Annotated in this window: 17 protein-coding genes and 1 pseudogene; 9 read left to right on the top strand and 9 right to left on the bottom strand. The window is 71.5% G+C overall.

The window, feature by feature from the left end:
* Positions 1-55: 55 nt before the first annotated feature.
* The 6 genes from SH922_RS31715 (at position 56) to galU (ending at position 10,093) form a co-directional block, all read left to right on the top strand.
* Entirely contained in the window at positions 56-1,165 is a 1,110-nt protein-coding gene (locus tag SH922_RS31715; RefSeq protein ID WP_393061890.1) for a hypothetical protein, read from the top strand.
* Positions 1,166-1,553: 388 nt separating this feature from the next.
* Entirely contained in the window at positions 1,554-3,305 is a 1,752-nt protein-coding gene (locus SH922_RS31720) for a stealth family protein (protein ID WP_393061891.1), read from the top strand.
* Between the two features lie 95 nt (positions 3,306-3,400).
* The gene (locus SH922_RS31725) at positions 3,401-5,029 is read left to right on the top strand and encodes a stealth family protein (protein ID WP_393061893.1); all 1,629 of its coding nucleotides are present in this window, start codon (positions 3,401-3,403) and stop codon (positions 5,027-5,029) included.
* Positions 5,030-5,032: 3 nt separating this feature from the next.
* On the top strand, positions 5,033-7,039 hold the full coding sequence (locus tag SH922_RS31730) for a glycosyltransferase (protein WP_393061895.1): 2,007 nt from the start codon (positions 5,033-5,035) through the stop codon (positions 7,037-7,039).
* Between the two features lie 40 nt (positions 7,040-7,079).
* Complete coding sequence (locus SH922_RS31735; protein WP_393061897.1) at positions 7,080-9,077, top strand: glycosyltransferase; 1,998 nt, start codon at positions 7,080-7,082, stop codon at positions 9,075-9,077.
* Positions 9,078-9,178: 101 nt separating this feature from the next.
* Positions 9,179-10,093 (top strand): UTP--glucose-1-phosphate uridylyltransferase GalU, encoded by a 915-nt coding sequence (gene galU / locus SH922_RS31740; RefSeq protein ID WP_393061899.1) that lies wholly within the window; start codon positions 9,179-9,181, stop codon positions 10,091-10,093.
* A gap of 90 nt (positions 10,094-10,183) precedes the next feature.
* Here the strand turns inward: galU and SH922_RS31745 are convergent, their stop codons facing one another.
* From SH922_RS31745 to SH922_RS31765, 5 genes are all read right to left on the bottom strand, one after another.
* Positions 10,184-12,313: a 3-hydroxyacyl-CoA dehydrogenase NAD-binding domain-containing protein gene (locus SH922_RS31745; protein WP_393061901.1), complete on the bottom strand. Its 2,130-nt coding sequence runs from the start codon at positions 12,311-12,313 to the stop codon at positions 10,184-10,186.
* The gene (locus tag SH922_RS31750) at positions 12,310-13,530 is read right to left on the bottom strand and encodes a thiolase family protein (RefSeq protein ID WP_393061903.1); all 1,221 of its coding nucleotides are present in this window, start codon (positions 13,528-13,530) and stop codon (positions 12,310-12,312) included. Before SH922_RS31750 ends, SH922_RS31745 begins: the two co-directional genes overlap by 4 nt.
* Before the next feature lie 246 nt (positions 13,531-13,776).
* Positions 13,777-15,051, bottom strand: a complete 1,275-nt coding sequence (locus SH922_RS31755; protein WP_393061905.1) for an HRDC domain-containing protein — start codon at positions 15,049-15,051, stop codon at positions 13,777-13,779.
* A gap of 115 nt (positions 15,052-15,166) precedes the next feature.
* Positions 15,167-15,829 carry a response regulator transcription factor gene (locus tag SH922_RS31760; protein WP_330829187.1) on the bottom strand — a complete coding sequence of 221 codons (663 nt, stop codon included), beginning with the start codon at positions 15,827-15,829 and terminating at the stop codon, positions 15,167-15,169.
* Between the two features lie 248 nt (positions 15,830-16,077).
* Positions 16,078-16,737 (bottom strand): DUF3000 domain-containing protein, encoded by a 660-nt coding sequence (locus SH922_RS31765; protein ID WP_393061908.1) that lies wholly within the window; start codon positions 16,735-16,737, stop codon positions 16,078-16,080.
* Positions 16,738-16,829: 92 nt separating this feature from the next.
* On the opposite strand from SH922_RS31765, the gene hemE reads away from it, so the two are divergent.
* Complete coding sequence (gene hemE / locus SH922_RS31770) at positions 16,830-17,903, top strand: uroporphyrinogen decarboxylase (RefSeq protein WP_393061910.1); 1,074 nt, start codon at positions 16,830-16,832, stop codon at positions 17,901-17,903.
* Between the two features lie 24 nt (positions 17,904-17,927).
* Here the strand turns inward: hemE and SH922_RS31775 are convergent, their stop codons facing one another.
* Positions 17,928-19,310 carry an FAD-dependent oxidoreductase gene (locus SH922_RS31775; RefSeq protein ID WP_393063744.1) on the bottom strand — a complete coding sequence of 461 codons (1,383 nt, stop codon included), beginning with the start codon at positions 19,308-19,310 and terminating at the stop codon, positions 17,928-17,930.
* Positions 19,311-19,460: 150 nt separating this feature from the next.
* Positions 19,461-20,357, bottom strand: a pseudogene (locus tag SH922_RS31780) (DUF4349 domain-containing protein); the annotation flags it as partial.
* A 127-nt stretch (positions 20,358-20,484) separates the two neighbouring features.
* Here SH922_RS31780 and hemG point away from each other — a divergent pair.
* Both hemG and hemQ read left to right on the top strand, forming a co-directional pair.
* A complete protein-coding gene (gene hemG, locus SH922_RS31785; protein WP_393061912.1) occupies positions 20,485-21,984 on the top strand; it encodes a protoporphyrinogen oxidase in 1,500 nt (499 codons plus the stop codon).
* Positions 21,985-21,988: 4 nt separating this feature from the next.
* Positions 21,989-22,723: a hydrogen peroxide-dependent heme synthase gene (hemQ, locus tag SH922_RS31790; protein ID WP_148021503.1), complete on the top strand. Its 735-nt coding sequence runs from the start codon at positions 21,989-21,991 to the stop codon at positions 22,721-22,723.
* A gap of 134 nt (positions 22,724-22,857) precedes the next feature.
* On the opposite strand, the gene SH922_RS31795 is transcribed toward hemQ, so the two are convergent.
* Positions 22,858-23,664, bottom strand: a complete 807-nt coding sequence (locus tag SH922_RS31795; RefSeq protein ID WP_393061914.1) for a TIGR04222 domain-containing membrane protein — start codon at positions 23,662-23,664, stop codon at positions 22,858-22,860.
* A gap of 64 nt (positions 23,665-23,728) precedes the next feature.
* Positions 23,729-24,745, bottom strand: coding sequence for a TIGR04222 domain-containing membrane protein (locus SH922_RS31800; protein ID WP_393061916.1), 1,017 nt, complete (start codon positions 24,743-24,745; stop codon positions 23,729-23,731).
* Between the last annotated feature and the right edge of the window lie 3 nt (positions 24,746-24,748).

Genomic DNA, 24,748 nt, shown 5'->3' on the forward strand with positions numbered 1-24,748 from the left:
CGGCCCTGTGTGGGCATGATGGAGAACCGGTGAAGCAGAGAGGGTGTCACGGGTCATGCGGAGAAGAGGATCGGACTCCGCGAGCAACTCCCGCCCTCTCGCCCCGTCGTCCGAGAACCACCAGGTCTGCGGTACGCCGCGTGGCCGCTGGATGCCGCTCGGCAAGGACGGCAGGCTCACGCTCTACGCCCGCACGGACAGCGGTCTGCTGCGCTGGACGCAGCGGAGCCCGGGCGGGGACCGGTGGGACGGCCCGGACTTCGTGTCGATCGCGGACCTGACGGACCTCACCGTCGTTCAGGGTGCCGACTCGTATGTGCACTTCCTCGGGCGGCGCGAGCGCGGTGGCTCCGACGGGCCCGGCGTGGACTTCGTGCACGCCGTGCAGTACCAGACCGGCCGTCCCGTCACCGCATGGCGTTCCCTCGGCAACTTCCACCGTGACCGGGAGGAGGGGCGGAAGGCCGGTGCACCGGCCGGGGCCGTCGACGCGCAGGGGACGCTCTTCGTCTTCGCGCGCAACGCGGGTCGGGGGCTGCAGGTGCGCCGCGAAGGGAAGGGCGGCAAGTGGGGAGCCTGGCAGGACCTCAAGGGCGCCGGGCTCGCCGCCGAGATCGTGCCGTCGGTGACCTCGGGCGGGCTCGTGGAGGTCTTCGCGCCCAGCGATCGCGGGGCGCAGCAGTGGCGTCAGGGTGAACCGGACGGCCCGCTGCTGATCGCTCCGCCCTTGCCGTTCCATGCGCTGGCGGGTTCCACGGCGGCGCTGGAGACGGCGCCCGGCCGGCTCACCTACTACTGGACCGATGCGAACAGGACGGGGGTCGTCTCCTACCGGGAGGGCACCTGGCCCGTGCCGGTCGGCGGACAGCCCGGGGACGGCGCCGTCGTGGCCTTGCGCACCACGCTCGACGGCCATGACTGCACGGTTCTCGCGCAACGCGGGGCGGGCGGCACGCTGTTGATCGGGCTCTGCGGTACCGAGGGGGAGCAGGGCGGCGTCTGGTGGTCCGACACCACCGAGGAGTGCGTCGGTGATCCCGCGCTCGCTGTCGACGGTCACGGTCGCGTCGTCGTGGCGGTTCGCGGGCGGGACGGAGCGGTGTCCGTCGTCCGCCAGGATGCGGGCGCGGGGCTCACGCTCTCGCCGCACTGGCACCGGCTGTGATCTGACGGCACGTTCTGGAGCGCTGGGCGACACCGGTGTGTCACCTCGATTCCATGTGGCGTTCTCGTGAAGTCGTAAAAGGTTGTACGAGCGCTCGGTGGGATTCATCACGAGCATTCGCCGTGTATGTCCGACTTTCTGGCTGGACGTTGATCGGCTCTTTATGTGAAGGTTCTGTGACTTGCCTACGGGTGAGCAGGTGTGACCGTTCAGTGGGGCGGTCTCCATGGGGATGACAGGTTTCGGTCTCATACCGTCCGTCGTCCGGGCACGAGGGGGTGCCTGGTGGCGGCAGGCGCTGGACCGCAGTGGCGTGGGTGGTGGATGCCTCGTGGTCGGTTCCGGTAATCCGGAGGCGGGATCGCTGGTTTCGGCGTACCGGTCCGTCATGCCGGTGGGCGCGCGAAGGGGCATCGTCCGCAAGGTGCCGGCCCCGCTGCGCTCCGCCGTGAAGTCCTCGTTCACCTCCGTCGACGCCGTCCGTTCGGCGACCGTCGTCTGGGCGATGGGCGGCCGCCGCAACGCGCCCCGGCACAGTGCGGCCTCCACGCGCCGGGTGGTGCGCGTCAAGGGCCGGCACATGCACGCCCTGCTCGTGGAGGGCGCCACGGCGTGGGCTGCCCGGGCCCGTAACCTGCACATCCTCATCGCCGCCCTGGAGGCCGGGGGCATCGAGTACTTCTGTGTCCGCGGTGCCACGCAGGACGTCCCGACGGTCGCGGTGCCCGCCGGGCTGCGCGAGTCGGCCCAGGAGATGCTCCAGATCGCCTTCGAACAGACTCCGGGCTACGTGGGCGCGGCCACCGCATCGGAGTCGGGCATGCGACCCGGCGACGACGGCAAGTCCTGGCGCCAACTGCGCAGGCACGACGCCCTCCGGGTCGCCTGGTACGTCACCGACCCCACACAGGAGCTCGTCTACGGCGCTGATCAAGGCTGTGACCTGGAGTTCTGGACGGAACGGGAGGGCAGGCTGGAGGCACCCCGTCCCAACCGGGTGGTTGAAGAGGTGCCGGTCGACGCACCACGCCACACCGTCCCGCAAGCCCTGTTCGCTCTGGTGCCCGGCGCCTACACCACGGGTAGCGCGCGTACCGTAGCCGAGTTCACCCAACCCCTGGCAGAGGACCACCTCTTCCCCATCGACGTCGTCTACACCTGGGTCGACGACTCCGACCCCAAGTGGAGCGCCGAACGCGACGCCGTCCGCTCGGGACGGATGGGCGGCACGCCTCAGGCCCTGCATGCCCAGGCAGCCAACGACGCGCGTTTCACCAGCCGCGACGAACTGCGCTACTCCCTGCGCTCCCTGCACCAGTACGCACCCTGGGTCCGCACCGTCTATCTGGTCACCGCCGGACAGATGCCCAGCTGGCTGGACACCGACGCCCCAGGCCTCCAGGTCGTCGACCACCGCGAGATCTTCTCGGACGCCGCTGCTCTGCCCACGTTCAACTCACACGCCATCGAAAGCCAGTTGCACCACATCGACGGCCTGTCGGAGCACTTCCTCTACCTCAACGACGATGTGTTCTTCGGCCGCCCGCTCGCCGCCGAACGCTTCTTCCACACCAATGGCCTGACCAAGTTCTTCCAGTCCAAGGCGCTCATACCGAGCGGCCCCGCGGACGCGGACGACCTGCCGGTGAACGCGGCGGGCAAGAACAGCCGGGCACTGATCGAGCGGTCCTTCGGCACCCGTATCGCGCAGAAGATGAAGCACACCCCGCATCCCTTGCGCCGCAGCATCCTCGCCGACATCGAGCTGGTCTACAGCGAGGAGCACCACCGCACCCAGCACTCCCGGTTCCGGTCCCCCGAGGACGTCCCGATCGCCTCGTCCCTGCACCACTACTACGGCTTCCACACCGGCCGTACAACCACCGGGAACCTGCGCTACCAGTACATCGACCTCGCCGCCGACCAGGCCCGGCGCCGTCTGGACAACCTTCTCGCTCACCGGAACTTCGACACGTTCTGCCTGAACGACACCGTCGAGCATCCCGACCCGGAGGCCCAGGAACACATGGTCAGAAGCTTTCTCGACGCGTACTTCCCCGTCCCCAGCCGCTTCGAGCGGGTGGATTCGGACGAGTACCGCAACGTGAGCCGGTCAGGGAAGGCCGAGATCAGACGGTGAGCGAACCGCTCCTCCTGCCGCAGCACCCATCCCCCGTAACGAAAGTGAACCGCGTGTTTGACACCTCCAGCCGACAAACGGCTGGCGAGACCTCCATGGGCACCGGCCCTCGCCCGGAGCCCACGCCGCCGCGACTGCGCGGGAGCCGTACGGAGCGGCAGGTCATCGTGGACATGCACAAGCGTGTCGCGCTGGTGCACGACCGTCTCACGCCGCTCGCCGCGCGTGAGCTGAACAACCTGGAAGTCCGTCGCGCCCTGGAAGCCGAGCGGATCGACTGGTTCGCGGTGCCGGGCCTCGACGACACCGCCTCCGCGGTCGGCGTCGACGCGCGTCGACGCCCCCAGGCCCTGGCGGCGCTACGCGCCCGCCTGTCCGGCAGCAAGGGCTACATCGCCCGCCCCAAGGCCGGGATGGCCCCCGGCGACGGCGCGTGGGAGGGCTCCTCGGACAAGACCTGGGAACGGGCGAAGGGCCTGTCCGTCGTGCGCGCCTTCTGGTTCCGCACCACGGAGGAAGGGCACCTGACACATGGTGCCGACACGGGCTGCGACATCGAGTTCTGGGAGCCCGGGGAGAGCGTGCCCGGCCAGGGAGCCGACCGCCTCGTCGCACCCCGCCGCAACCGCGCCAGCGAGCACGTCTCCCTCGACCGCCGGCAGGTTGTCGTCCCCGGGGAGCAGATGACCAGACTCGTGGGCCGGGCCCACGAGTCCGAGGTCCCGCCGCTGCGCCCGACCCAGACCCGCCCCGAACTGGACATCCTCTTCCCCGACGAGCACCCCTTCCCCATCGACGTCGTGTACACGTGGGTGGACGGCGACGACCCGGCCTGGCAACGGCGCCGCGCCGAGAGCCGCGGTGAGGTCTTCCACGCGGAGGCGGCCAGCCTGGCCCGTTACGTCTCCCGCGACGAGCTGAAGTACAGCCTTCGCTCGGTGCGCATGTTCATGCCGTGGGTGCGGAACATCTACATCGTCACCGACCAGCAGATTCCGCACTGGTGGGCCGCCGGCGACGGCAGGGCCCGGGTGGTGGACCACCGGGAGATCTTCGACGATCCCTCCCACCTGCCCACCTTCAACAGCCATGCGATCGAGTCCAGGCTGCACCACATCCCCGGACTGTCGCGCCACTTCGTCTACTTCAACGACGACATGTTCATCGGGCGGACCCTCACCCCCTCCGCGTTCTTCCACCCGAACGGCATCGCCAAGTTCTTCCCGTCCCCGGCACAGGTCCCCTACGGCCCCCCGGAGCCCGACGAGGTGCCCACCTCGGTCGCCGCGAAGAACAACCGCCGGCTCATCCAGGAGCGGTTCGGCCGCACGCTCGTACAGAAGATGAAGCACGTGCCGTACGCGCTCAACCGGGACATCCTCACCGCCATCGAACAGGACTTCCCCGAAGAGCACCGGCGCACCTCCGCCAGCGCCGTGCGGAGTATCTCCGACCTGTCCATAGCCTCCTCGCTGCACCACTACTACAGCTACTACTCCGGGCGCAGCCTGCCCGGCGACCTCCGGTACGGCTACTTCGCGCTGGACGACCCCGAGCTGGAGCACAAGCTGGAACTGCTGCTGCTGCGCCGGGACCGGGACACCTTCTGCCTCAACGACTCCGCGAGCGACCCCGCCGAGATCGAGCACCAGAGCGAGCTGCTCCACCGATTCCTCGAGGCGTTCTACCCGGTGCCGAGCCCGTACGAGAAGACGGCGGCCTGAGCCATGAACATCGAGATCCTGGTCCATACCCTGGCCACCGATTCCATCGGCGCGCGGGCGGCCGCCCGCCTCGCCCAGTCCCTCGTTGCCAGGCACCGGGTGACCGTCGTCACCGCGCGAGGCGCCGCCGCACCGCACCCGGCGCTGCGGCTCCCGGAGAACGTCGCCGTCCTGGCCCTGGCCCCCTCGGTCGCGGCCGGCGACCGGGACGACGACAACACCTCACAGCTCGTCATCGCCGGTGACCCCGAGTTCCGGCGCTACAACCGCGCCGACGACGGAAGACTCAGAAAGCACCTGACCGCGAGCGGCGCCGACGTGGTGGTCGCCCTCAGCTCCGCGCTCGGCGCGGTCCTGGCCCAGTGCCGCGTACCCCACGCGCGGCGCATCGCCCGCCAGCCGGCACCCGTCGAGCGGCTCCCGGAGTCGGTGCGAGCCCGCTGGACCGAGCTCTACCGCGAACTGGACGCGGTCGTCCCGCTCACCCAGGGCGACGCCGCCGCCCCCGAGTACCAGGCGCTGCGCGCCGCCGGCGTCGGGGTGCGCCACATCCCTGAGCCGGTGCTGCTTGCCGAGAGCCCGGACAAACCGACGACGGGTGTGGTGATCAGCGCCGGACGGCTGGTCTCGCACCGGCGCGTCGACTTGGCTCTGCACGCCTTCGCCCGGACCCGCGAGGCTCAACCGGGCTGGCAGCTCAGAGTGTTCGGCACCGGTCCGCTGCGCCGTGAGACCCGCGAACTGGTCACCGCGCTGGGACTCCATGACCATGTGCTGCTGTTCGACCGAGAGGCCGGCGAAGAGGACTTCTACGACGCCGACATCGCCCTGGTGACCGCGGAGCGCATGGACAGCGCCCGTCCGGCGCTGGAGGCGCTCGCCCAGGCCACGCCCGTGGTCGCCACGGAGGTGCCCTGCGGAGCTCCCGAGGTGCTCGTCGACGGTCACGGCGGACTGCTGGTGCCGGTCGGTGACGTCGATGCCACGGCCCGCGCCCTGGAGCGCTACATGGCGGACGAGCGACTGCGCTCCGCGCACCGGGCCCAGGCCCTGCGGACCGCACAGTCCGCAGGCGCGGAGCAGGTCGGCGACGCGTACGAGGAACTGTTCAGGGCGGTCAAGGCCGGCGCGCGCGGCCGCTGGGGCAAGGGGCGGCGCCCGGGCGGCGGCGCGCCCGCCGAGGACCGCCCCCTCCCCACCGCTGACTGCCGGGTACTGCCGGACGGCGCATGGGAGGTCACCGTGCGGGGCGTGTCCGGCGCCCGCACCGTGCGCGTCAAGGAGCAGGGCAAGGCCCGCGAGGAAGTGGTCGACTTCGCCGTCGAGAGCGGTGGGACCCGGGCCCATGTCGACGCCCGCGCGCTCGCCGTGCTGGGCGAGGGCCGCGCCGACTTCTACGTGGTGGACGGCAGGGGCAAGGAGAGACGCCTGCGCTACGGGCGGTGCACGCTCGGCGGTGCACGCGACGTCGGACACCTGAGCGACCTGGACCTCTTCCACTGGGTGCTGCCGTACGCGACCGAGGGCGGCTTTCTGCGTCTGCGTGTCTGGTCCCGGCCGAGCCATGCCGAGCTGGTGACCGTCGACTACAGCGACACGAGCCTGTGGCTGACGGGCTGGCTGCAGGGGGAGTGGCAGCTCGGCGGCGAGCCGATGCTGCTGCTGCGTCGCCGCCAGGAGCCCGTGCGCACGCTGGCAGCCGGTCGGGTGCGCTTCGAAGACGGCTGGTTCGGCGCGGAGTTGAACATGGAAGAGGTCATGAGGGCCCGGCTGCTCATGCGCGAGAACTGGGACGTGCTGCTCACCGACAGCAGCGGCGGCGAGCCGGTCAGGGTGGCGCGCATCGCCGACGACCAGGTGGTGAGGCGCGATGTGCAGCGCTTGCCGGAGCTGGTGCGGGAGGAGCCGCCGGATCTGTTCGGCCCCGACGTCGGCCGTGCCGTCGTCGGACTGCGCCCCTACTTCACCGCGGACAACGAACTCTCGCTCGTGGTGACCGAGCATCACTGACCGCGGCCCTTACGGACCTCGAGAATCCCAGAGGACACTTGTGCGGATCTCCTTCCTGCTCCACAGCATCGACAACTTCGGCGGAGTGGCGCGGGCGACCAGCAGCCTGGCCTCCGCGCTGGCGGTCCACCACGAGGTGGAGATCGTCTCGGTCTTCCGTTCGGCGGACCGGCCGTCCTTCCAGCCGTCCGGCGACGTGACCGTGCGCTACCTGGCCGACCGGCGTGAGGCGGCGGCGAAGGCCAAGGGCGGCAAACCGTCCCGGATCATGCCGCGAGAGGACGACTGGGCCGACGAGTACACCCAGGAGGTCGATGACCTGATCCTCGGTCACCTCGGGAGGTGCGGCGCCGATGTCGTGATCGCTGCCCGGCCGACGTTCGCCGCGTACTTCATCGCCCATGGACGGCACGGCTACGGACGCGTGGTCATCGACCACGAGGGCTCGATGGTGCCCTCCCAGGAGCTGCGCGAGCGCACGCTGGAGCTGTACCGCGAGATGGACGGTGTCGTCTGCCTCACCCGGGCCGATATGAACAACTACCAGCGACAGCTGGGCGACCGGGCGCCCCTGCTCGCCGGCATCGGCAACATCGTGCCGGCGCCGGCCCGGCACGCCCCGGTGCGCGGCCTGCCGCTGATCGCCGCCGCGGGACAACTCGTGCCCCGCAAGGGCTTCGACACGCTGATCAACGCGTTCGCCCAGGTGGCCCCGCACCACCCGCAGTGGCGGCTGCGCATTGTCGGCCGCGGGTCCGAGCACGCACGCCTGCAGGACCTCGTGCACGCGCACGGGCTGAGCGACGCCATCCGTCTCATGGGCGCGCTGCCCGACCTCACGGCCGAGTGGGACAAGGCCGCGTTCGCGGTGAGCGCGGCCCGCCGCGAGTCCTTCGGACTGACCATGGTGGAGGCCATGCACCACGGGCTTCCGGTTCTCGCGGCCGATGCGCCCTTCGGTCCCGGCGAGATCGTCGTCCCGGGCCACAACGGCATCCTGGTGCCGGTCGGTGACGAGGAGGCCATGGCCCAGGCGATGCGCTACCTCATCGAACAGCCGGCCGAGCGGGAGAAGCTGTCCCAGGGCGCCTACGCCACCGCCCCGCTCTACAGCGCCGAGCAGATCGCGTTCCGCTACGACGCGTTCCTGCGGGATGTGACGGCCTCGGTTCCGAAGGAACGTACTGCCGCAACCCCGGCCGCAGTCCCGTCCGGTGTCCCGGCGGAGGTACTGGTGCGCGGCGACGGCGCCATCGAGGTCCGCGTCCTGTTGCAGCCCGGCGCGGAGCCCCCCGCGCTGTGTGTCACCCCGCGCAGGGCCGAGACGCTGGTCAGGCTGGCTGCCCTCGGGACGTCGGTGGACGAGGCGACGGGCACTCTGCGGTCGGTGTACGCGGTCCCCGCCGAACCGCCGGTCCTCGCCGAGGGCCGTTATGACCTCGACCTGGAGCTGCCGGACGGGCAACGCCGGCCGCTCGCCGTGGAGGGCGTCCACACCGGTGGTCTGCTGGTCCGCCGGATCCCGGCGGCAGGTCCGGCGTACTGGCCCGTGCCCTACCGCACCGCGGACGGCCATCTGTCGGTCTTCGTCCGTCATCGCGTGGAGCATGCCGAGGTGCATGCCGTGCTCGTGGGGCAGGACGGCTGGATCGTGCGCGGCGGCCTGGTCGCTCCGCCGGGCACCGACCTCTCCGGGCTGCGGCTGGGGGCCGTGCCCCGCAAGGGGAGTGCCGCGTCCACCGTGTCGGGCCCGGTTTCCGTGGGTCAGGACGGCGTCTTCGAGGCGCATCTGCCGTTCGCCGGAGTGGTCGCCGGCTCGTCGGGCGGCCACGACGACTGGGACCTGTGGCTGGAGCGTGAACCCGGTCAACCGCGTATCCGGCTGGCGCGCTTCTTCGACGACATCCTGGAGCGCAAGCGGATCGACGTCTATCCCACACAGCGCTGGCACCACCCGACGCAGGGCCCGGCTCGCGGAAAGGTCTTCTTCACGCCCGGCAACGAGCTGTCCTTCACCGTCAGGCCCGACAAGGCCTGACACCCGTTCTCTCCGGCCCTGGATCTCCGGGCTCGGGCCCGGCTCCGGGCCTCCGTCCTGTCACATCGTCATATACGCAGCCCGCTGTGGAGTACACGTTCATGCCTACGCACCACCGCCGAACCCGCAAGGCCGTCATCCCGGCCGCGGGTCTTGGCACCCGTTTCCTCCCCGCGACCAAGGCGACTCCCAAGGAGATGCTCCCGGTCGTGGACCAGCCCGCCATCGAGTACGTGGTGGCGGAGGCCGTTCGCAGCGGACTCGACGACGTGCTCATGGTCACCGGCCGGAACAAGCGGGCCCTGGAGGACCACTTCGACCGTGCCTACGAACTGGAGCATCTGCTGGAGTTGAAGGGTGACACCGACAAGCTGCGCCAGGTCCGTGAGTCGAGCGACCTGGCCGACGTCCACTACGTGCGTCAGGGCAACCCGCTCGGCCTGGGCCACGCCGTCCTCTGCGCCGAACCGCATGTCGGTGACGCCCCGTTCGCGGTGTTGCTCGGCGACGACCTCATCGACGAACGCGATCCGCTGCTCGCCCGGATGCTGGAGGTCCAGGAGCAGCGTGGCGGTAGCGTCGTGGCGCTCATGGAGGTCGAGGACGACCGGACGCACCTGTACGGATGCGCAGCCGTGGCCCCCTCGGACGATGGGGCAGGCGACGTCCTGGCCGTCACGGATCTCGTGGAGAAGCCCGAGCCCGGCACCGCGCCCAGCAATCTCGCCGTGATCGGGCGGTACGTCCTCGCTCCGCAGATCTTCGAGATCCTGCGCAGGACCCCGCCGGGCCGCGGCGGTGAGATCCAGCTGACCGACGCCCTGCGCCGGCTGGCCCTCGATCCGGCGCTCGGTGGTCCCGTGCATGCGGTGGTCTTCGGCGGTCGCCGCTACGACACCGGGGACCGCGGCGACTATCTGCGTGCGGTCGTCCGGCTGGCCTGCGAGCGCGAGGACCTGGGCCCGGACTTCCGTGCCTGGCTGGGCGAGTTCGTACAGGAAGAGGGCATCCGCTAGCAGGCCGGCTGCTGACAGGGCGAGGCCAAAACAACGAGGGCCGTAGGGGAGCGATCCCCTACGGCCCTCGTCACGTTCACCGTGTCGGTGTTACGCCGGAACGCTCGCCACGCCCTGCGCGAGGAACTTCTTGCCGTTGACCCGCTCGGAGACGCCCTCGCGGTCCAGGTACGGCGTGATGCCGCCCAGGTGGAAGGGCCAGCCCGCGCCGGTGATCAGGCAGAGGTCGATGTCCTGGGCCTCGGCGACGACGCCCTCGTCCAGCATCAGACCGATCTCCTGCGCCACCGCGTCCAGGACGCGGTCACGGACCTGCTCCTCGGACAGGACGACATCGCCCTGCTTCAGGAGTGCGGCGACCTCCGGGTCCAGCTCCGGCTTGCCGGAGTCGTAGACGTAGAAGCCGCGCTTGCCGGCCTTGACCACGGCCGCCAGGTTCTCGGAGACGGTGAAGCGCTCCGGGAAGGCGCGGTTCAGGGTCTCGGAGACGTGCAGGCCGATCGCCGGGCCGACCAGTTCCAGGAGCACCAGCGGGGACATCGGCAGGCCGAGCGGCTCGATGGCCTTCTCCGCGACCTCGACCGGGGTGCCCTCGTCGATGACGTTCTGGATCTCGCCCATGAAGCGGGTCAGGATGCGGTTGACGACGAACGCGGGGGCGTCCTTCACCAGCACCGCGGTCTTCTTGAGCTTCCGCGCGACACCGAAGGCCGTGGCCAGCGAGGCGTCGTCGGTCTGCTCGCCGCGGACGATCTCCAGGAGCGGGAGGATCGCGACCGGGTTGAAGAAGTGGAAGCCGACGACCCGCTCGGGGTTCTTCAGCTTCGACGCCATCTCGGTCACCGAGAGCGACGAGGTGTTGGTGGCGAGGATCGCGTGCGCCGGGGCGACCGCCTCGACCTCCGCGAACACCTGCTGCTTGACGCCGATCTCCTCGAAGACCGCCTCGATGATGAAGTCGGCGTCGGAGAAGCCCGCCGCCTTGTCCAGCACGCCGGAGACCAGGGCCTTCAGGCGGTTGGCCTTGTCCTGGTTGATGCGGCCCTTGCCGAGCAGCTTCTCGATCTCGGCGTGGACATAGCCCACACCCTTGTCGACCCGCGCCTGGTCGATGTCGGTCAGGACGACCGGCACCTCCAGGCGGCGCAGGAACAGCAGGGCGAGCTGCGAGGCCATCAGGCCCGCGCCCACCACACCGACCTTGGTGACCGGACGGGCCAGGGCCTTGTCCGGGGCGCCGGCCGGGCGCTTGGCACGCTTCTGGACCAGGTTGAACGAGTAGATCCCGGAGCGCAGCTCGCCGCCCATGATCAGGTCCGCCAGGGCCTGGTCCTCGCGGTCGAAGCCGGCACCCAGGTCGCCGTCCTTGGCCGCGGCGATGATGTCCAGCGCGCGGTACGCGGCCGGGGCGGCGCCGTGCACCTTGGAGTCGGCGATGGCCTTGCCACGGGCGACGGCCTGGTCCCAGGCGTCACCGCGGTCGACCTCGGGGCGCTCCACCGTGACCGTGCCGTTCAGCACGTTCGCGGTCCAGATCAGCGACTGCTCCAGGAAGTCGGCGCCCTCGAAGAGGGCGTCGGCGATCCCGAGCTCGAAGACCTGCTTGCCCTTGAGCTGGCGGTTCTGGTTCAGCGAGTTCTCGATGATCACCGAGACGGCGCGGTCGGCGCCGATCAGGTTGGGAAGCAGCGCGCAGCCGCCCCAGCCGGGGACCAGACCGAGGAAGACCTCGGGCAGCGAGAACGCGGGCAGCGCCTTGGAGACGGTGCGGTACGAGCAGTGCAGACCGACCTCGACACCGCCGCCCATGGCCGCGCCGTTGTAGTACGCGAAAGTCGGGACCGCGAGACCGGAAAGGCGGCGGAAGACGTCGTGGCCGCCCTTGCCGATGGCGAGCGCGTCCTTGTGCTCCTTCAGCAGCTCGACGCCCTTGAGGTCGGCGCCTACCGCGAAGATGAACGGCTTGCCGGTGATGCCGATACCGGTGACGGTGCCCTCGGCGGCCTCCTTCTCGACCTGGTCGATCGCGGCGTTCAGGTTCGCCAGCGACTGCGGTCCGAAGGTGGTCGGCTTGGTGTGGTCCAGGCCGTTGTCCAGCGTGATGAGGGCGAAACGGCCCGCACCGGCCGGCAGGTCCAGGTGGCGTACGTGCGCCTGGGTGACGACCTCGCCGGGGAACAGCTCGGCCGCACCCTTCAGAAGCTCAGTGGTGGAGCTCACTTGCTGCCTCCGTCGAAATTCGGGTTCTCCCAGATGACCGTGGCGCCCATGCCGAAGCCGACGCACATGGTCGTCAGGCCGTAGCGGACCTCCGGCTGCTCCTCGAACTGGCGGGCCAGCTGGGTCATCAGCCGGACACCGGAGGAGGCCAGCGGGTGGCCGTAGGCGATCGCGCCGCCGTACTGGTTGACGCGGGCGTCGTCGTCGGCGATGCCGTAGTGCTCCAGGAAGGCGAGCACCTGCACGGCGAACGCCTCGTTGATCTCGAAGAGACCGATGTCGGAGATGGAGAGGCCGGCCTTGGAGAGGGCCTTCTCCGTCGCCGGGATCGGGCCGTAGCCCATGACCTCCGGCTCGACGCCCGCGAAGGCGTACGACACGAGGCGCATCTTGACCGGGAGGCCCAGCTCGCGGGCGACGTCCTCGGCAGCGAGCAGCGAGGCGGTGGCGCCGTCGTTGAGACCCGCGGCGTTACCGGCCGTCACGCGGCCGTGGGCGCGGAACGGGGTCTTCAGACCGGCGAGGGACTCCATCGTGGTGCCCGGACGCATCGGCTCGTCGGCGGTGACCAGGCCCCAGCCCGTCTCGCCTGCCTCGGGGTTGGTACGGCGCACGGAGACCGGCACCAGGTCCTGCTGGATCTTGCCGTTGGCGTACGCCTTGGCGGCCTTCTCCTGCGAACGCACCGCGTACTCGTCGGCACGCTGCTTGGTGATCGTGGGGTAACGGTCGTGCAGGTTCTCCGCGGTCATGCCCATGAACAGGGCGGACTCGTCGACCAGCTTCTCCGATACGAAGCGCGGGTTCGGGTCCACGCCCTCGCCCATCGGGTGGCGGCCCATGTGCTCGACACCGCCGGCGACGACGACGTCGTACGCGCCGAAGGCGATGGAGCCGGCCGTCGAGGTGACGGCGGTCAGGGCGCCCGCACACATGCGGTCGATGGAGTAACCGGGGACCGACTGCGGCAGCCCGGCCAGGATTCCGGCGGTGCGGCCGAGCGTGAGGCCCTGGTCGCCGATCTGGGTGGTCGCGGCGATGGCGACCTCGTCGATCTTGGCGGGGTCCAGGTCCGGGTTGCGGCGCAGCAGCTCCCGGATGGCCTTCACGACGAGATCGTCGGCGCGGGTCTCGTGGTAGATGCCCTTCGGGCCCGCTTTGCCGAACGGGGTGCGGACGCCGTCGACGAAGACGACGTCCCGGATGGTACGAGGCACGATGGCTCTCCTCCAGGGTGCGGGATGGCACTGCTGCGGGGCACGCCCAGGAGCGTGCCGCCACCCTCATGCTACTTGCGGGTAACCAGACTGCCCAGTCCTTGTGGCGGGAGCGGCGAAGGTCACATCCGCGAAACGGCCCGGACGGCCCCGAAAAGGGACCGTCCGGGCCGTGGAGGGAACGTGGTGAGCGGCCCCTGCGGGCCGCGCCAACCTGGCGTGAATACGCCCCTGTCCGATGCCTTCTCAGGCCTCCGACGCGAGCGCGCGCAGCAGGATCGGGGCGACTTGTCCGATCTGCCAGTGCCGCGCCCCGTATCCGAGGAGCGCGTTCTCGACCGTGTCCGGCGTCAGGTTCTTCGGCGGTTCCCAGCACACCCGGCGCACGGTGTCGGGTGTGATGAGGTTCTCCTGCGGCATGTGCAGCCGTTCCGCGAGCTCGGACACGGCCGCTCGGGCGGCCGACAGCCGGGCCGCGGCGGCCGGGTCCTTGTCCGCCCAGGCGCGGGGCGGCGGCGGTCCGGCCAGGGGCTGGCCGGGCTGCGGGAGCTCCGAGTCGGGCAGTTCCTTCGCCCGGTCCACGGCCGCCTGCCACTGCTCCAGCTGACGCCGGCCCATGCGGTGGCCGAAGCCGGGCAGCGCGGTCAGCGCGTGGGCGTTGGGCGGGAGCGCGAGGGCGGCCTCCACGATCGCGGCGTCCCCGAGCACCTTGCCGGGGGAGATGTCGCGGCGTTGGGCGATCTGGTCACGCATGGTCCACAGCTCCCGGACCACCGCCATCTGCCGTCGCCGCCGGACCTTGTGCATGCCTGACGTGCGGCGCCACGGGTCCTGGCGCGGGGGAGCGGGCGGCGCCGAGGCGATGGCGGCGAACTCCTCCTGCGCCCACTCCAGCTTGCCCTGCTGGTCGAGCTCGTCCTCCAGGGCGTTGCGCAGGTCGATCAGCAGCTCGACGTCCAGCGCCGCGTAGCGCAGCCACGGGTCGGGCAGCGGGCGCGTCGACCAGTCGACGGCCGAGTGGCCCTTCTCCAGGGAGTAGCCGAGCACGCTCTCGACCATCGCGCCGAGGCCGACCCGCGGGAATCCGGCCAGCCGTCCGGCCAGCTCGGTGTCGAAGAGCCCGGTCGGCGTCATCCCTATTTCACGCAGACAGGGCAGGTCCTGGGTCGCCGCGTGCAGAATCCACTCGGTGCCGCGCAGGGCCTCGCCGAGACCGGACAGGTCGGGGCAGCCCACCGGGTCGACGAGCGCGCTGCCCGCGCCTTCACGGCGCAGCTGCACGAGGTAGGCGCGCTGCCCGTACCGGTAGCCGGAGGCGCGCTCGGCGTCCACGGCCACCGGTCCGGAGCCCGCGGCGAAGGCCGCGATCACCCCGGCCAGGGCATCGTCGGAGGCCACCACCGGTGGAATGCCCTCGCGAGGTTCGAGCAAGGGGGTCGGCGCCGGGGCGACGTCGTCCGGGGGGGCGCCCCCGGTGGTTCGCAGTGAAGTGTCTGCTGCGGTCTCTTGGGCGTCGGTCACGTGTCAAGGGTATCTGTGTATGTACGGCGCCCGTCGACGGAATGATCCGTCGACGGGCGCCGATGCATGTAATCCAGCCGGTTCCGCATCTCTGCACACCGGCGGGGGTGCGGATTCAGTGGATGATGCCCGTTCGCAGGGCGACGGCGACCATGCCTGCGCGGTCTCCGGTGCCGAGCTTGCGGGCGATTCGGGCGAGGTGGCTCTTGACGGTGAGGGCGGACAGCCCCATGGAGACGCCGATGGCCTTGTTGGACTGCCCTTCGGCGACGAGCCGCAGGACCTCCACCTCGCGGCCGGACAGTTCGCGGTAGCCGCCCGGGTGGCTCGGGGTGCCGGGGGGCCGGCGGTGCATACGGGCGGCGGTGGCGCCGATGGGTGCGACGCCGGGACGGGTGGGGTGGCCGATGTTGGTACGGGTGCCGGTGACGACATAGCCCTTGACGCCGCCCGCGAGGGCGTTGCGCACCGCACCGATGTCATCGGCGGCGGAGAGGGCGAGGCCGTTCGGCCAGCCGGCGGCTCGGGTTTCGGACAACAGGGTCAGCCCGGAACCGTCGGGCAGGTGGACGTCGGCTACGCAGATGTCGCGCGGGTTGCCGACGCGGGGGCGGGCCTCCGCGATGGACGACGCCTCGATGACGTCACGTACTCCGAGTGCCCACAGATGGCGGGTGACGGTGGAACGGACGCGCGGGTCGGCCACGACGACCATGGCCGTCGGCTTGTTCGGGCGGTAGGCGACCGGGCTTGCGGGCTGCTCTAGGAGAACGGACACCAGGCCTCCTGGGGAGTGGCGGGACGGCCGGCTCGGGGATGAAGCCGGGGCGAACCGTGCTTGAAGGGTCACTGACTCCTTCGGCAGCAGACCCCTGCTCCTTTAGAGGAAGATCACGATTTGGTGAGTAACAATTCGGGCAAATAGGACGCGCGATCGATTGTACGAAAAGAGAGCCGGTAAATGTGCGAGGTTCCGTGACGCAGTGTCACGGAACCTCGGGCGGTCGAAGTGCGGGACGTGCGCCCCTACGAAACCTGCGGCCCTCGCCGCTGCGGCAGCGTCACCACGGCCGCGTCCACATGCTCCGACGGCGGCAGGCCGGCGATCTGGCACAGCAGGTCGCCCCACGCCATCAGGTGCGCCGCCGTGTCCGGCACGCCACCACGGCCCTCGCGCGGCGTCCAGGACGCCCGGATCTCGATCTGCGTCGCCGGACGCCGCGTCGCCAGGGCGCCGAAGTAGTGCGAGCCCGCCCGGGTGACCGTGCCGCCCGCCTCCCCGTACGACAGGCCGCGCGCGTCCAGCGCGCCGGTCAGCCACGACCAGCACACCTCCGGCAGCAGCGGATCGGAGGCCATCTCCGGCTCCAGCTCGGCGCGCACCAGCGTCACCAGCCGGAAGTTGCCCTGCCAGGCCTCGTGCCCGGCAGGGTCGTGGAGCAGGACGAGCCGCCCGTCGGCAAGATCGTCCTCGCCGTCGACGACGGCCGCCTCCAGTGCGTACGCGTACGGAGCCAGGCGCTTCGGTGGCCGCGTCGGCTCCACCTCCAGCTCGGGCCTCAGCCGCGCCGAGCGCAGCGCGTCCACCGCCGAACGGAACGCGGGCGGGACGGAACCACCCTCCGCACTGTCCGTGCTGTCAGCACCATCGGATTGATCGGAGAAGTGTCCCTGCGCCGGAGCCATGCGGGGAAGAGTAGGCGGAACCGAAGCCTCGCGCGCGGAAGGACACCCGTGCGGGGCAGGGCTCATTCCGCGCGCGTGCGAAGATTCTGTGTGTGAGTGCCATTGACCGCCCCTCGGGCCACCAGACGAAGACCTCCGCCACCCACGACTCGGTGTTCCTGAAGGCGTGCCGGCGCGAGCCCGTGCCGCACACGCCGGTCTGGTTCATGCGCCAGGCGGGGCGCTCGTTGCCCGAGTACCTGAAGGTGCGCGAGGGCATCCCGATGCTCGAATCCTGCACGATGCCGGAGCTCGTCGCCGAGATCACGATGCAGCCCGTCCGCCGCCACAAGGTCGACGCCGCGGTCTACTACAGCGACATCGTCGTACCCCTCAAGGCCATCGGCATCGACCTCGACATCAAGCCCGGTGTCGGGCCCGTGATCGCCGAGCCGATCCGCACCCGCGCCGACCTCGCCCGGCTGCGCGACCTCACGCCGGAGGACGTCCCGTACGTCACCGAGGCCATCGGCCTGCTCACCGCCGAGCTGGGGTCCACCCCGCTGATCGGTTTCGCGGGCGCGCCCTTCACCCTCGCGAGCTACCTCGTGGAGGGCGGCCCGTCCCGCAACCACGAGCACACCAAGGCCCTGATGTACGGCGACCCGGAGCTCTGGGCCGACCTGCTCGACCGCCTCGCCGAGATCACCGGCGCCTTCCTCAAGGTCCAGATCGACGCCGGCGCCTCCGCGGTGCAGCTGTTCGACTCCTGGGTGGGCGCCCTTGCCCCCGCCGACTACCGCCGCTCCGTGCTGCCCGCCTCGGCGAAGGTCTTCGACGCCGTCGCCTCCTACGGCGTCCCCCGCATCCACTTCGGTGTCGGCACCGGTGAACTGCTCGGCCTCATGGGCGAGGCCGGCGCGGACGTCGTGGGCGTCGACTGGCGGGTCCCGATGGACGAGGCCGCGCGACGCGTCGGCCCCGGCAAGGCGCTCCAGGGCAACCTCGACCCCGCCGTGCTGTTCGCCCCGACCGCCGCCGTGGAGGCCAAGACCCAGGAGGTGCTGGACGCGGCCGCCGGTCTGGAGGGCCACATCTTCAACCTGGGCCACGGCGTGATGCCGTCGATGGACCCGGACGCGCTGACGCGCCTCGTCGAGTACGTCCACACCAGCACCGCCCGCTGAGCCCGCGAGGGCGGGCACAGCCTCTCAGGCGGTGCCCGCCTTCCGCAGTGCCGTCACCGTCTTGCGGGCCGCCACCAGGACCGGGTCCCAGACCGGTGAGAACGGCGGCGCGTACCCCAGGTCCAGGGACGTCATCTGCTCGACCGTCATCCCGGCGGTGAGCGCCACCGCCGCCACGTCCACCCGCTTCGCCGCCCCGTCACGGCCCACGATCTGCACGCCCAGCAGCCGCCCCGTGCGGTACTCCGCGAGCATCTTCACCGTCATCGGCTGCGCCCCCGGGTAGTAGCCGGCCCGGCCCGTCGACTCGATCGTCGCCGTGACGAAGCGCAGGCCCACCGCGCGGGCGTCCTTCTCGCGCAGACCGGTACGGGCGATCTCCAGGTCGCAGACCTTGCTCACCGCCGTACCGACCACGCCCGGGAACGTCCCGTAACCGCCGCCGACGTTGGCCCCGATGATCTGGCCGTGCTTGTTGGCGTGCGTGCCCAGCGCGATGTGGCGGGTGCGGCCCGCCACCAGGTCGAGCACCTCGACGCAGTCGCCGCCCGCCCAGATGTTGTCGTGGCCCACGACCCGCATCGACAGATCGGTGAGCAGCCCGCCGTGCGGACCGAGCGGCAGCCCGACGGCGCGGGCCAGCGTCGTCTCCGGCTCGACGCCGATGCCGAGCACCACCACGTCCGCCGGATAGGACGCGTCGGACGTCTCGACGGCGGCGACCCGGCCGTCCGGCCCGGTACGGATCCCGGTCACCGCGGCGCGGTTCACCGTCGTGATCCCGAGCCCGTCCATCGCGTCGTGGACCAGGCGCCCCATGTCCGGGTCGAGCGTCGCCATCGGCTGCTCGCCGCGGTTGAGCACGGTCACCTCGAAGCCGCGCTTCAGCATCGCCTCGGCCACCTCGACCCCGATGTAGCCCGCGCCGACGACGACCGCGCGCCGCCCCGTCGCGCGGTCCAGGCTGTCCAGCAGGGCCTGCCCGTCGTCCAGGGTCTGCACTCCGTGCACCCCGGCCGCGTCCATGCCGGGCAGCGCGGGCCGCACCGGCCGGGCTCCCGTCGCGATCACCAGCTTGTCGAAACCGGTCCAGGAGGTCTCGCCCGAGTCCCGGTCCAGGGAGCGCACCCGCTGCCCCGCGACATCGATCTCCGTCACCTCGGTACGCATCCGCAGATCGATGGCGCGGGCCCGGTGCTCCTCGGGGGTCCGTGCGATCAGGTCGTCCCGCTCCGCCACGTCACCACCCACCCAGTAAGGGATGCCGCAGGCGGAGTACGAGGTGAAGTGGCCCCGCTCGAAGGCGGTGATGCTCAGCTCGTCCGGGCTCTTGAGCCGGCGCGCCTGGGACGCGGCGGACATGCCCGCCGCGTCACCGCCGATGACCACCAGTCGTTCCGCCGCCATGCCAGGTCCCTTCGACGCACAGTCCGAGGGACCCACGCTACGGCGCCGGGGACCCAGGGGGTGCCGCGGCGCCCCCGGCCCCTCCTGCTCGGCGGCCGGCTGCTGCTGCCCCGTCTTCCCGCCCCGGCGGCGCAGCAGCCTCCACAGGACCAGCAGGACGGCCGCGACGGCCAGGAACGGGGCAGTGGCGCCCACCGCCATCGCGAGCCACCGCAGCATCGTCAGGAAGGCGTGCCAGCCGCCGCTCAGCGCGTCCAGGAACCCCGGATCCCCCTCCTCCTCGGGAGCCGCCTCCGGTTCCGTCAGATCGAGCGTGATCGTGGCCAGCGTCGTACGGTCCTTGAGCGAGGCCTGCTGGGCGAGCAGCGACTCCAGGGTGGCCTGACGGCTGCTCAGTTCGCCTTCCAGGGTCACCACATCGACCAGCTTCTCGGCCTGGTCCATCAGCTTGCGTACCCGCGTCACGCTCGCCCGCTGCGTGGCGATCCGGCTCTCCACGTCGACGACCTGGTCGGTGACGTCCTTCGCGGTCGATGTACGGGAGAGCAGCTTCCCCGCCCCGGCGAGCTCGCGCAGCACACCGTCGTACTCGCCCTGGGGCACACGCAGGACGAGGTGCGAGGAGTCGTGCGTGTCGTCCACCTGCTCGGTGGACTCGTTGGCGACCAGTCCGCCCGCGTCCTGCGCGACCGTACGGGCGGCGGCGGCCGCCTTGGACGCGCTCTTCACCTCCACGGACAGTGAAGCGGTGCGGATGACGTGCGTGGCGGTCACCGGATTCGGCTTGCTCGGCGCCCCCGGCTTCGCCGCGCCCTGCTTCATGTCCGCGGCCGCCTCCCCGGCGGCGGCGTCCGCCTTGTTCTGTCCGCCGTTCCGTTCGCCGGCCGACAGGGCGCGCTCGTCGGAGGCCGAGCCGGAGTCGCTGCTGTCCCCGGCCGCGCCGCAGCCGCTCAGCGCGAGGACGGCGGTGAGCAGCCCGGCGGCGAGCGCGGTACGCGTACGGCCGCCGGCTCGTCTGTCGGTACGGGTGATGGGTGCTGCATGCATAACTGTCCCCCCAGGACGGGTGATTGATGGCGCCGGTTCGACGTACGAGGTGATGGTCCGGGTTTCGGGAAGCCGGTTTCGAAGCGGTCACGGTCAGGACTCGGATGAGGTTTGAGAGAGTGGGGGCATGCAGCGTTCAACACACCGCGCGGACAGGGCCCCCGGCCACGTCGTCGTCATCGGCGGCGGCATCGCCGGACTGGCGGCCGCCCACCGGCTCCTCGGCACCGGGCTGAGGGTCACCCTCCTGGAGGCGACCGACCGGCTCGGCGGCAAGCTCATGACCGGTGAGGTCGCGGGCGTGCAGGTCGACCTCGGCGCCGAGTCGATGCTCGCCCGGCGGCCGGAGGCGGTCGGCCTGGCCCGAGCCGTCGGCCTCGGCGACCGGCTCCAGCCGCCCGCCACGGCCACCGCCTCGCTGTGGACGCGCGACGAGCTGCGCCCCATGCCCAAGGGCCATGTGATGGGCGTACCGGGCGACCCGTCGGTCCTCGGTGACGTGCTCTCGCCCGAGGGCCTCGCCCGTGTCGCGCAGGAACGCGACCTGACCCCGACCGCCGTCGGCGACGACGTGGCCGTCGGCGCGTACGTGGCGGACCGGCTCGGCCGCGAGGTGGTCGACCGGCTGGTCGAGCCGCTCCTGGGCGGGGTGTACGCGGGCGACGCCTACCGGATCTCGATGCGTGCCGCCGTACCCCAGCTCTTCGAGGTCGCCCGGCAGGCGGGCTCCCTGCTCGACGGGGTCACCCGCATCCAGGAGCAGGCCGCCGCCCGGCAGCAGACCGGACCGGTCTTCCAGGGGATCGACGGAGGCCTCGGCACCCTGCCGGGCGCCGTGGCCGACGCCGTACGCGCCGGGGGAGGCGAGATCCTCACCGAGACCCCCGTGCTGGGCCTGACCCGAAGCGCCGACGGCTGGGACGTACGCACCGACGCCCGGGTGATCACCGCCGACGGCATCGTCCTCGCCGCCCCCGCCTGGTCCGCCTCCACCCTGCTCGCCGCCGAGTCCCCGGCCGCCTCCGCCGAGCTCGCGGGCGTCGAGTACGCGTCGATGGCCCTGGTCACCATGGCCTTCCGGCGATCCGACGTGACGGCCTCCAAGGCCTTCGACGGCCGCTCCGGCTTCCTGGTGCCCCCGGTCGACGGCCACACCATCAAGGCCGCCACCTTCTCCACCCACAAGTGGCAGTGGGTCTCCGACGCGGCACCGGACCTGTTCGTCCTGCGGACCTCGGTGGGCCGCTACGGCGAGGAGGACCATCTGCACCGCGAGGACGGCGAACTCGTCGACGTGTCGCTGCGCGACCTCGCCGCGGCGACCGGACTGGCCGCGAAGCCGGTCGCCACCGAGGTCACCCGTTGGATCGGCGGACTGCCCCAGTACCCCGTGGGCCATCTCGGCCGCGTCGCCCGGATCCGCGAGGAGGTCGCCAAACTGCCCGCGCTGCGCGTCTGCGGCGCGGTCTACGACGGGGTCGGCATCCCCGCCTGCATCGCGAGCGCCCACCGCGCCGCGGACGAGATCGCCCGGGACGTCGCGGGAGCGAACGGCGCGGAGAACGGCGGGGAGATCATCGCCACCCCCACCCTGGTTCAGGGCACACGGAGCGAGGCGGGACAATAGCCGTATGAGTGCTCCTGAGACTGTGACATCAAGCAAGGCCCCCAACGCCGGCAAGAAGGCGAAGGACCTCAACGACGTCGTGCGCTACACGCTGTGGTCCGTCTTCAAGCTTCGCGACGTGCTGCCCGCAGACACGGACCGCGCGGCGTACTCCGGTGAGGTCCAGGAGCTGTTCGACCAGCTCGCGGCCAAGGACATCACCGTGCGCGGCACCTACGACGTCTCGGGCCTGCGCGCCGACGCCGACGTCATGATCTGGTGGCACGCCGAGACGTCGGACGCGCTGCAGGAGGCGTACAACCTCTTCCGGCGCACCCGGCTCGGCAAGAGCCTCGACCCGGTCTGGTCGAACATGGCGCTGCACCGCCCCGCCGAGTTCAACAAGTCGCACGTCCCGGCGTTCCTCGCCGACGAGACGCCGCGCGACTACATCAGCGTGTACCCCTTCGTGCGCTCCTACGACTGGTACCTGCTGCCCGACGAGGACCGTCGCCGCATGCTCGCCGACCACGGCAAGATGGCCCGCGGCTTCCCGGACGTGCGCGCCAACACCGTCGCCTCCTTCTCCCTCGGCGACTACGAGTGGGTGCTGGCGTTCGAGGCGGACGAGCTGCACCGCATCGTCGACCTCATGCGTCACCTGCGGGCCTCCGAGGCGCGGATGCACGTCCGCGAAGAGGTCCCCTTCTACACCGGCCGGCGCAAGTCGGTCGCAGACCTGGTGGCCGGGCTCGCGTAGCGAGCGGGTTCCGACCACCCCAACCCGGAAGATCAGACGGCGGAATCCGCGGCACCATGTGCCGGCTGCCGTTCCAGCGACACCGGGTTCGGCTCCCGGTGCGGCGCGCTTCCAGCGCGCCGCACCGGTGTCATTCACGGGAAGATCCGTGCGGCGCCGCCACGACCGCCGAGCGCGGCCCGCAGCGCCGGATCGGCCACCGCGCCCACGCCCCGCACGGCGACCGCCACCAGCACATCGCCCTCGGGGCCACCCGCCGACGCCGTGCGCGCGTTCAGCAGCCGCTGTCCGGCGGGGGAGGCCCAGGAGCTGTACGGATGCACTTCCATCCGGGCGATGGCCAGACAGCCCAGGGTCAGCACGAGCGGCAGCCCGAACCAGACGAGCACCGGCACCCCCGAGTCGCCCGGACCCTGCTCCCGGCCGGGCGTGAGCAGCGCGGCGATGCCCATCGCGGCGACCAGCAACGCCGCCCCGCGCACCGCCCGTACCGCCGGCACGATGTCCGTCCCCGCCCCGCCGGGCAGCGCCAGGCCCGCGGAGACGAGCCGGTCGGCGAGGGCACGTACGGCATCGGCGGCGGCCGCCGCCGAGCGGACCGGCGGTATGGGTGACTGGCCCTGCGGGCCGATCGCGCGGATCACCGTGCGCTCCACCTCGTCCCGGCCGTCCGGGTCGACCACCGTTGCCCACCCGGTGTGCGCGAGCAGCAGCCGGCGGCGCAGATGCATGGTGACGAGCGCGAGATCGGCGACCCGGTGCGGGCCGCCGGCCAGGAACGCGGTCTCGTACAGCGTGAGTTCAGGGCCGTCCGCCGCGCGCGGCGCCTCCCGGGACGAGGCGCCGCGCGGCGGGGCCAGGCGAGCGGCCGCGAGGCAGAGACGGACACAGGAGATGGCCGCCGCACCCCATGCGACCAGCAGGAACAGAACCCAGAGCATGGCGGATTTCTATGCGAGACGGGCCCGGAGCGCCAGGGGATTTCATGATGCGGACGGCGACCGCTCAGGAACTGCTGCCGCAGCTGGACCCGGAACTGCAGCTGGACCCGGAACTGCAGCTCGATCCCGAACTGCAGCTGGACCCCGAACCGCAACTGGATCCGGAGCCGCAACTCGATCCCGAGCCGCACCCGCCGCCTCCGCTCCCGCCACCGTTTCCGGCGGAGCTGCCGCAGCCCCCGTCGCCGGGGCTCGAGCCGGCACACCACACCGTCGGCACGAGCAGCAGCCCCGAGGAGTCCGCCGTGTGGTGCGAGGGCGCGGGCGACCCCGCGGGCCGCAGCCGGGCCGCCGTGACCAGGTGCGTGCGCAGCACGGGGTCGGGGAGCGCCCGGGGCTCGGCCGTCGCCACCAGATGGGCCGCGTCCGTCACGTACGTGTGGGAGGTACGGAACTCAGCGGCGGCCGTGCGGCCCGCTCTGGTGATCCGGGAGCGGGCGGCGGCCGCGCGGACCAATCCGATGACGGTGCCTGCGGCCAGGGCCGGGAACACCATGAGGAAGAACGGGAAGGTCGAGTCGGAGGGGCCGTCCTCCCCGACGAACTGGGTGATGGTCAGCACGAAGGAGACCGGGAAGCCGAGCAGGCAGACGAGCCCCTGCGTCGTGCCCCAGAGGCGCCACTTCCGGTTCGCCCCGGGCACGTTCAGCAGACCGCGCTCGGCCAGGCCGTCGCCGAGCTCCTGCACGGCGGGATGGCGCATCACCGCGTCCCGCAGCGTGTGCAGGGCGCCGCTCGGAGCCGCGGCCTGCTCCTGGAGCACGGCCCGCTCCACCGGGTCGTGGGCGACCGGCCTTTGGACCGCGACGATCCCGGGCCCGCCGACGACCAGCCGGCCGTCCTCCAGCATCGCGGCGAGCGCGGTGTCCACCACGCGGCCGGGCCCGCCGTTCAGGAACGCCACCTCGGACAGGTCGTGGACGGGGCCGCCGGGCCCGCGCCGGGCCCGGCCCGACCCCACGATCAGGAGCGTCGAGGAGACCGCCACGGCGAGTGTCAGGACCAGGGCCAGTGCGTTCATCCC

It is taken from the genome of Streptomyces sp. LN549 (assembly GCF_043203805.1).
Classification (GTDB): Bacteria; Actinomycetota; Actinomycetes; order Streptomycetales; family Streptomycetaceae; genus Streptomyces.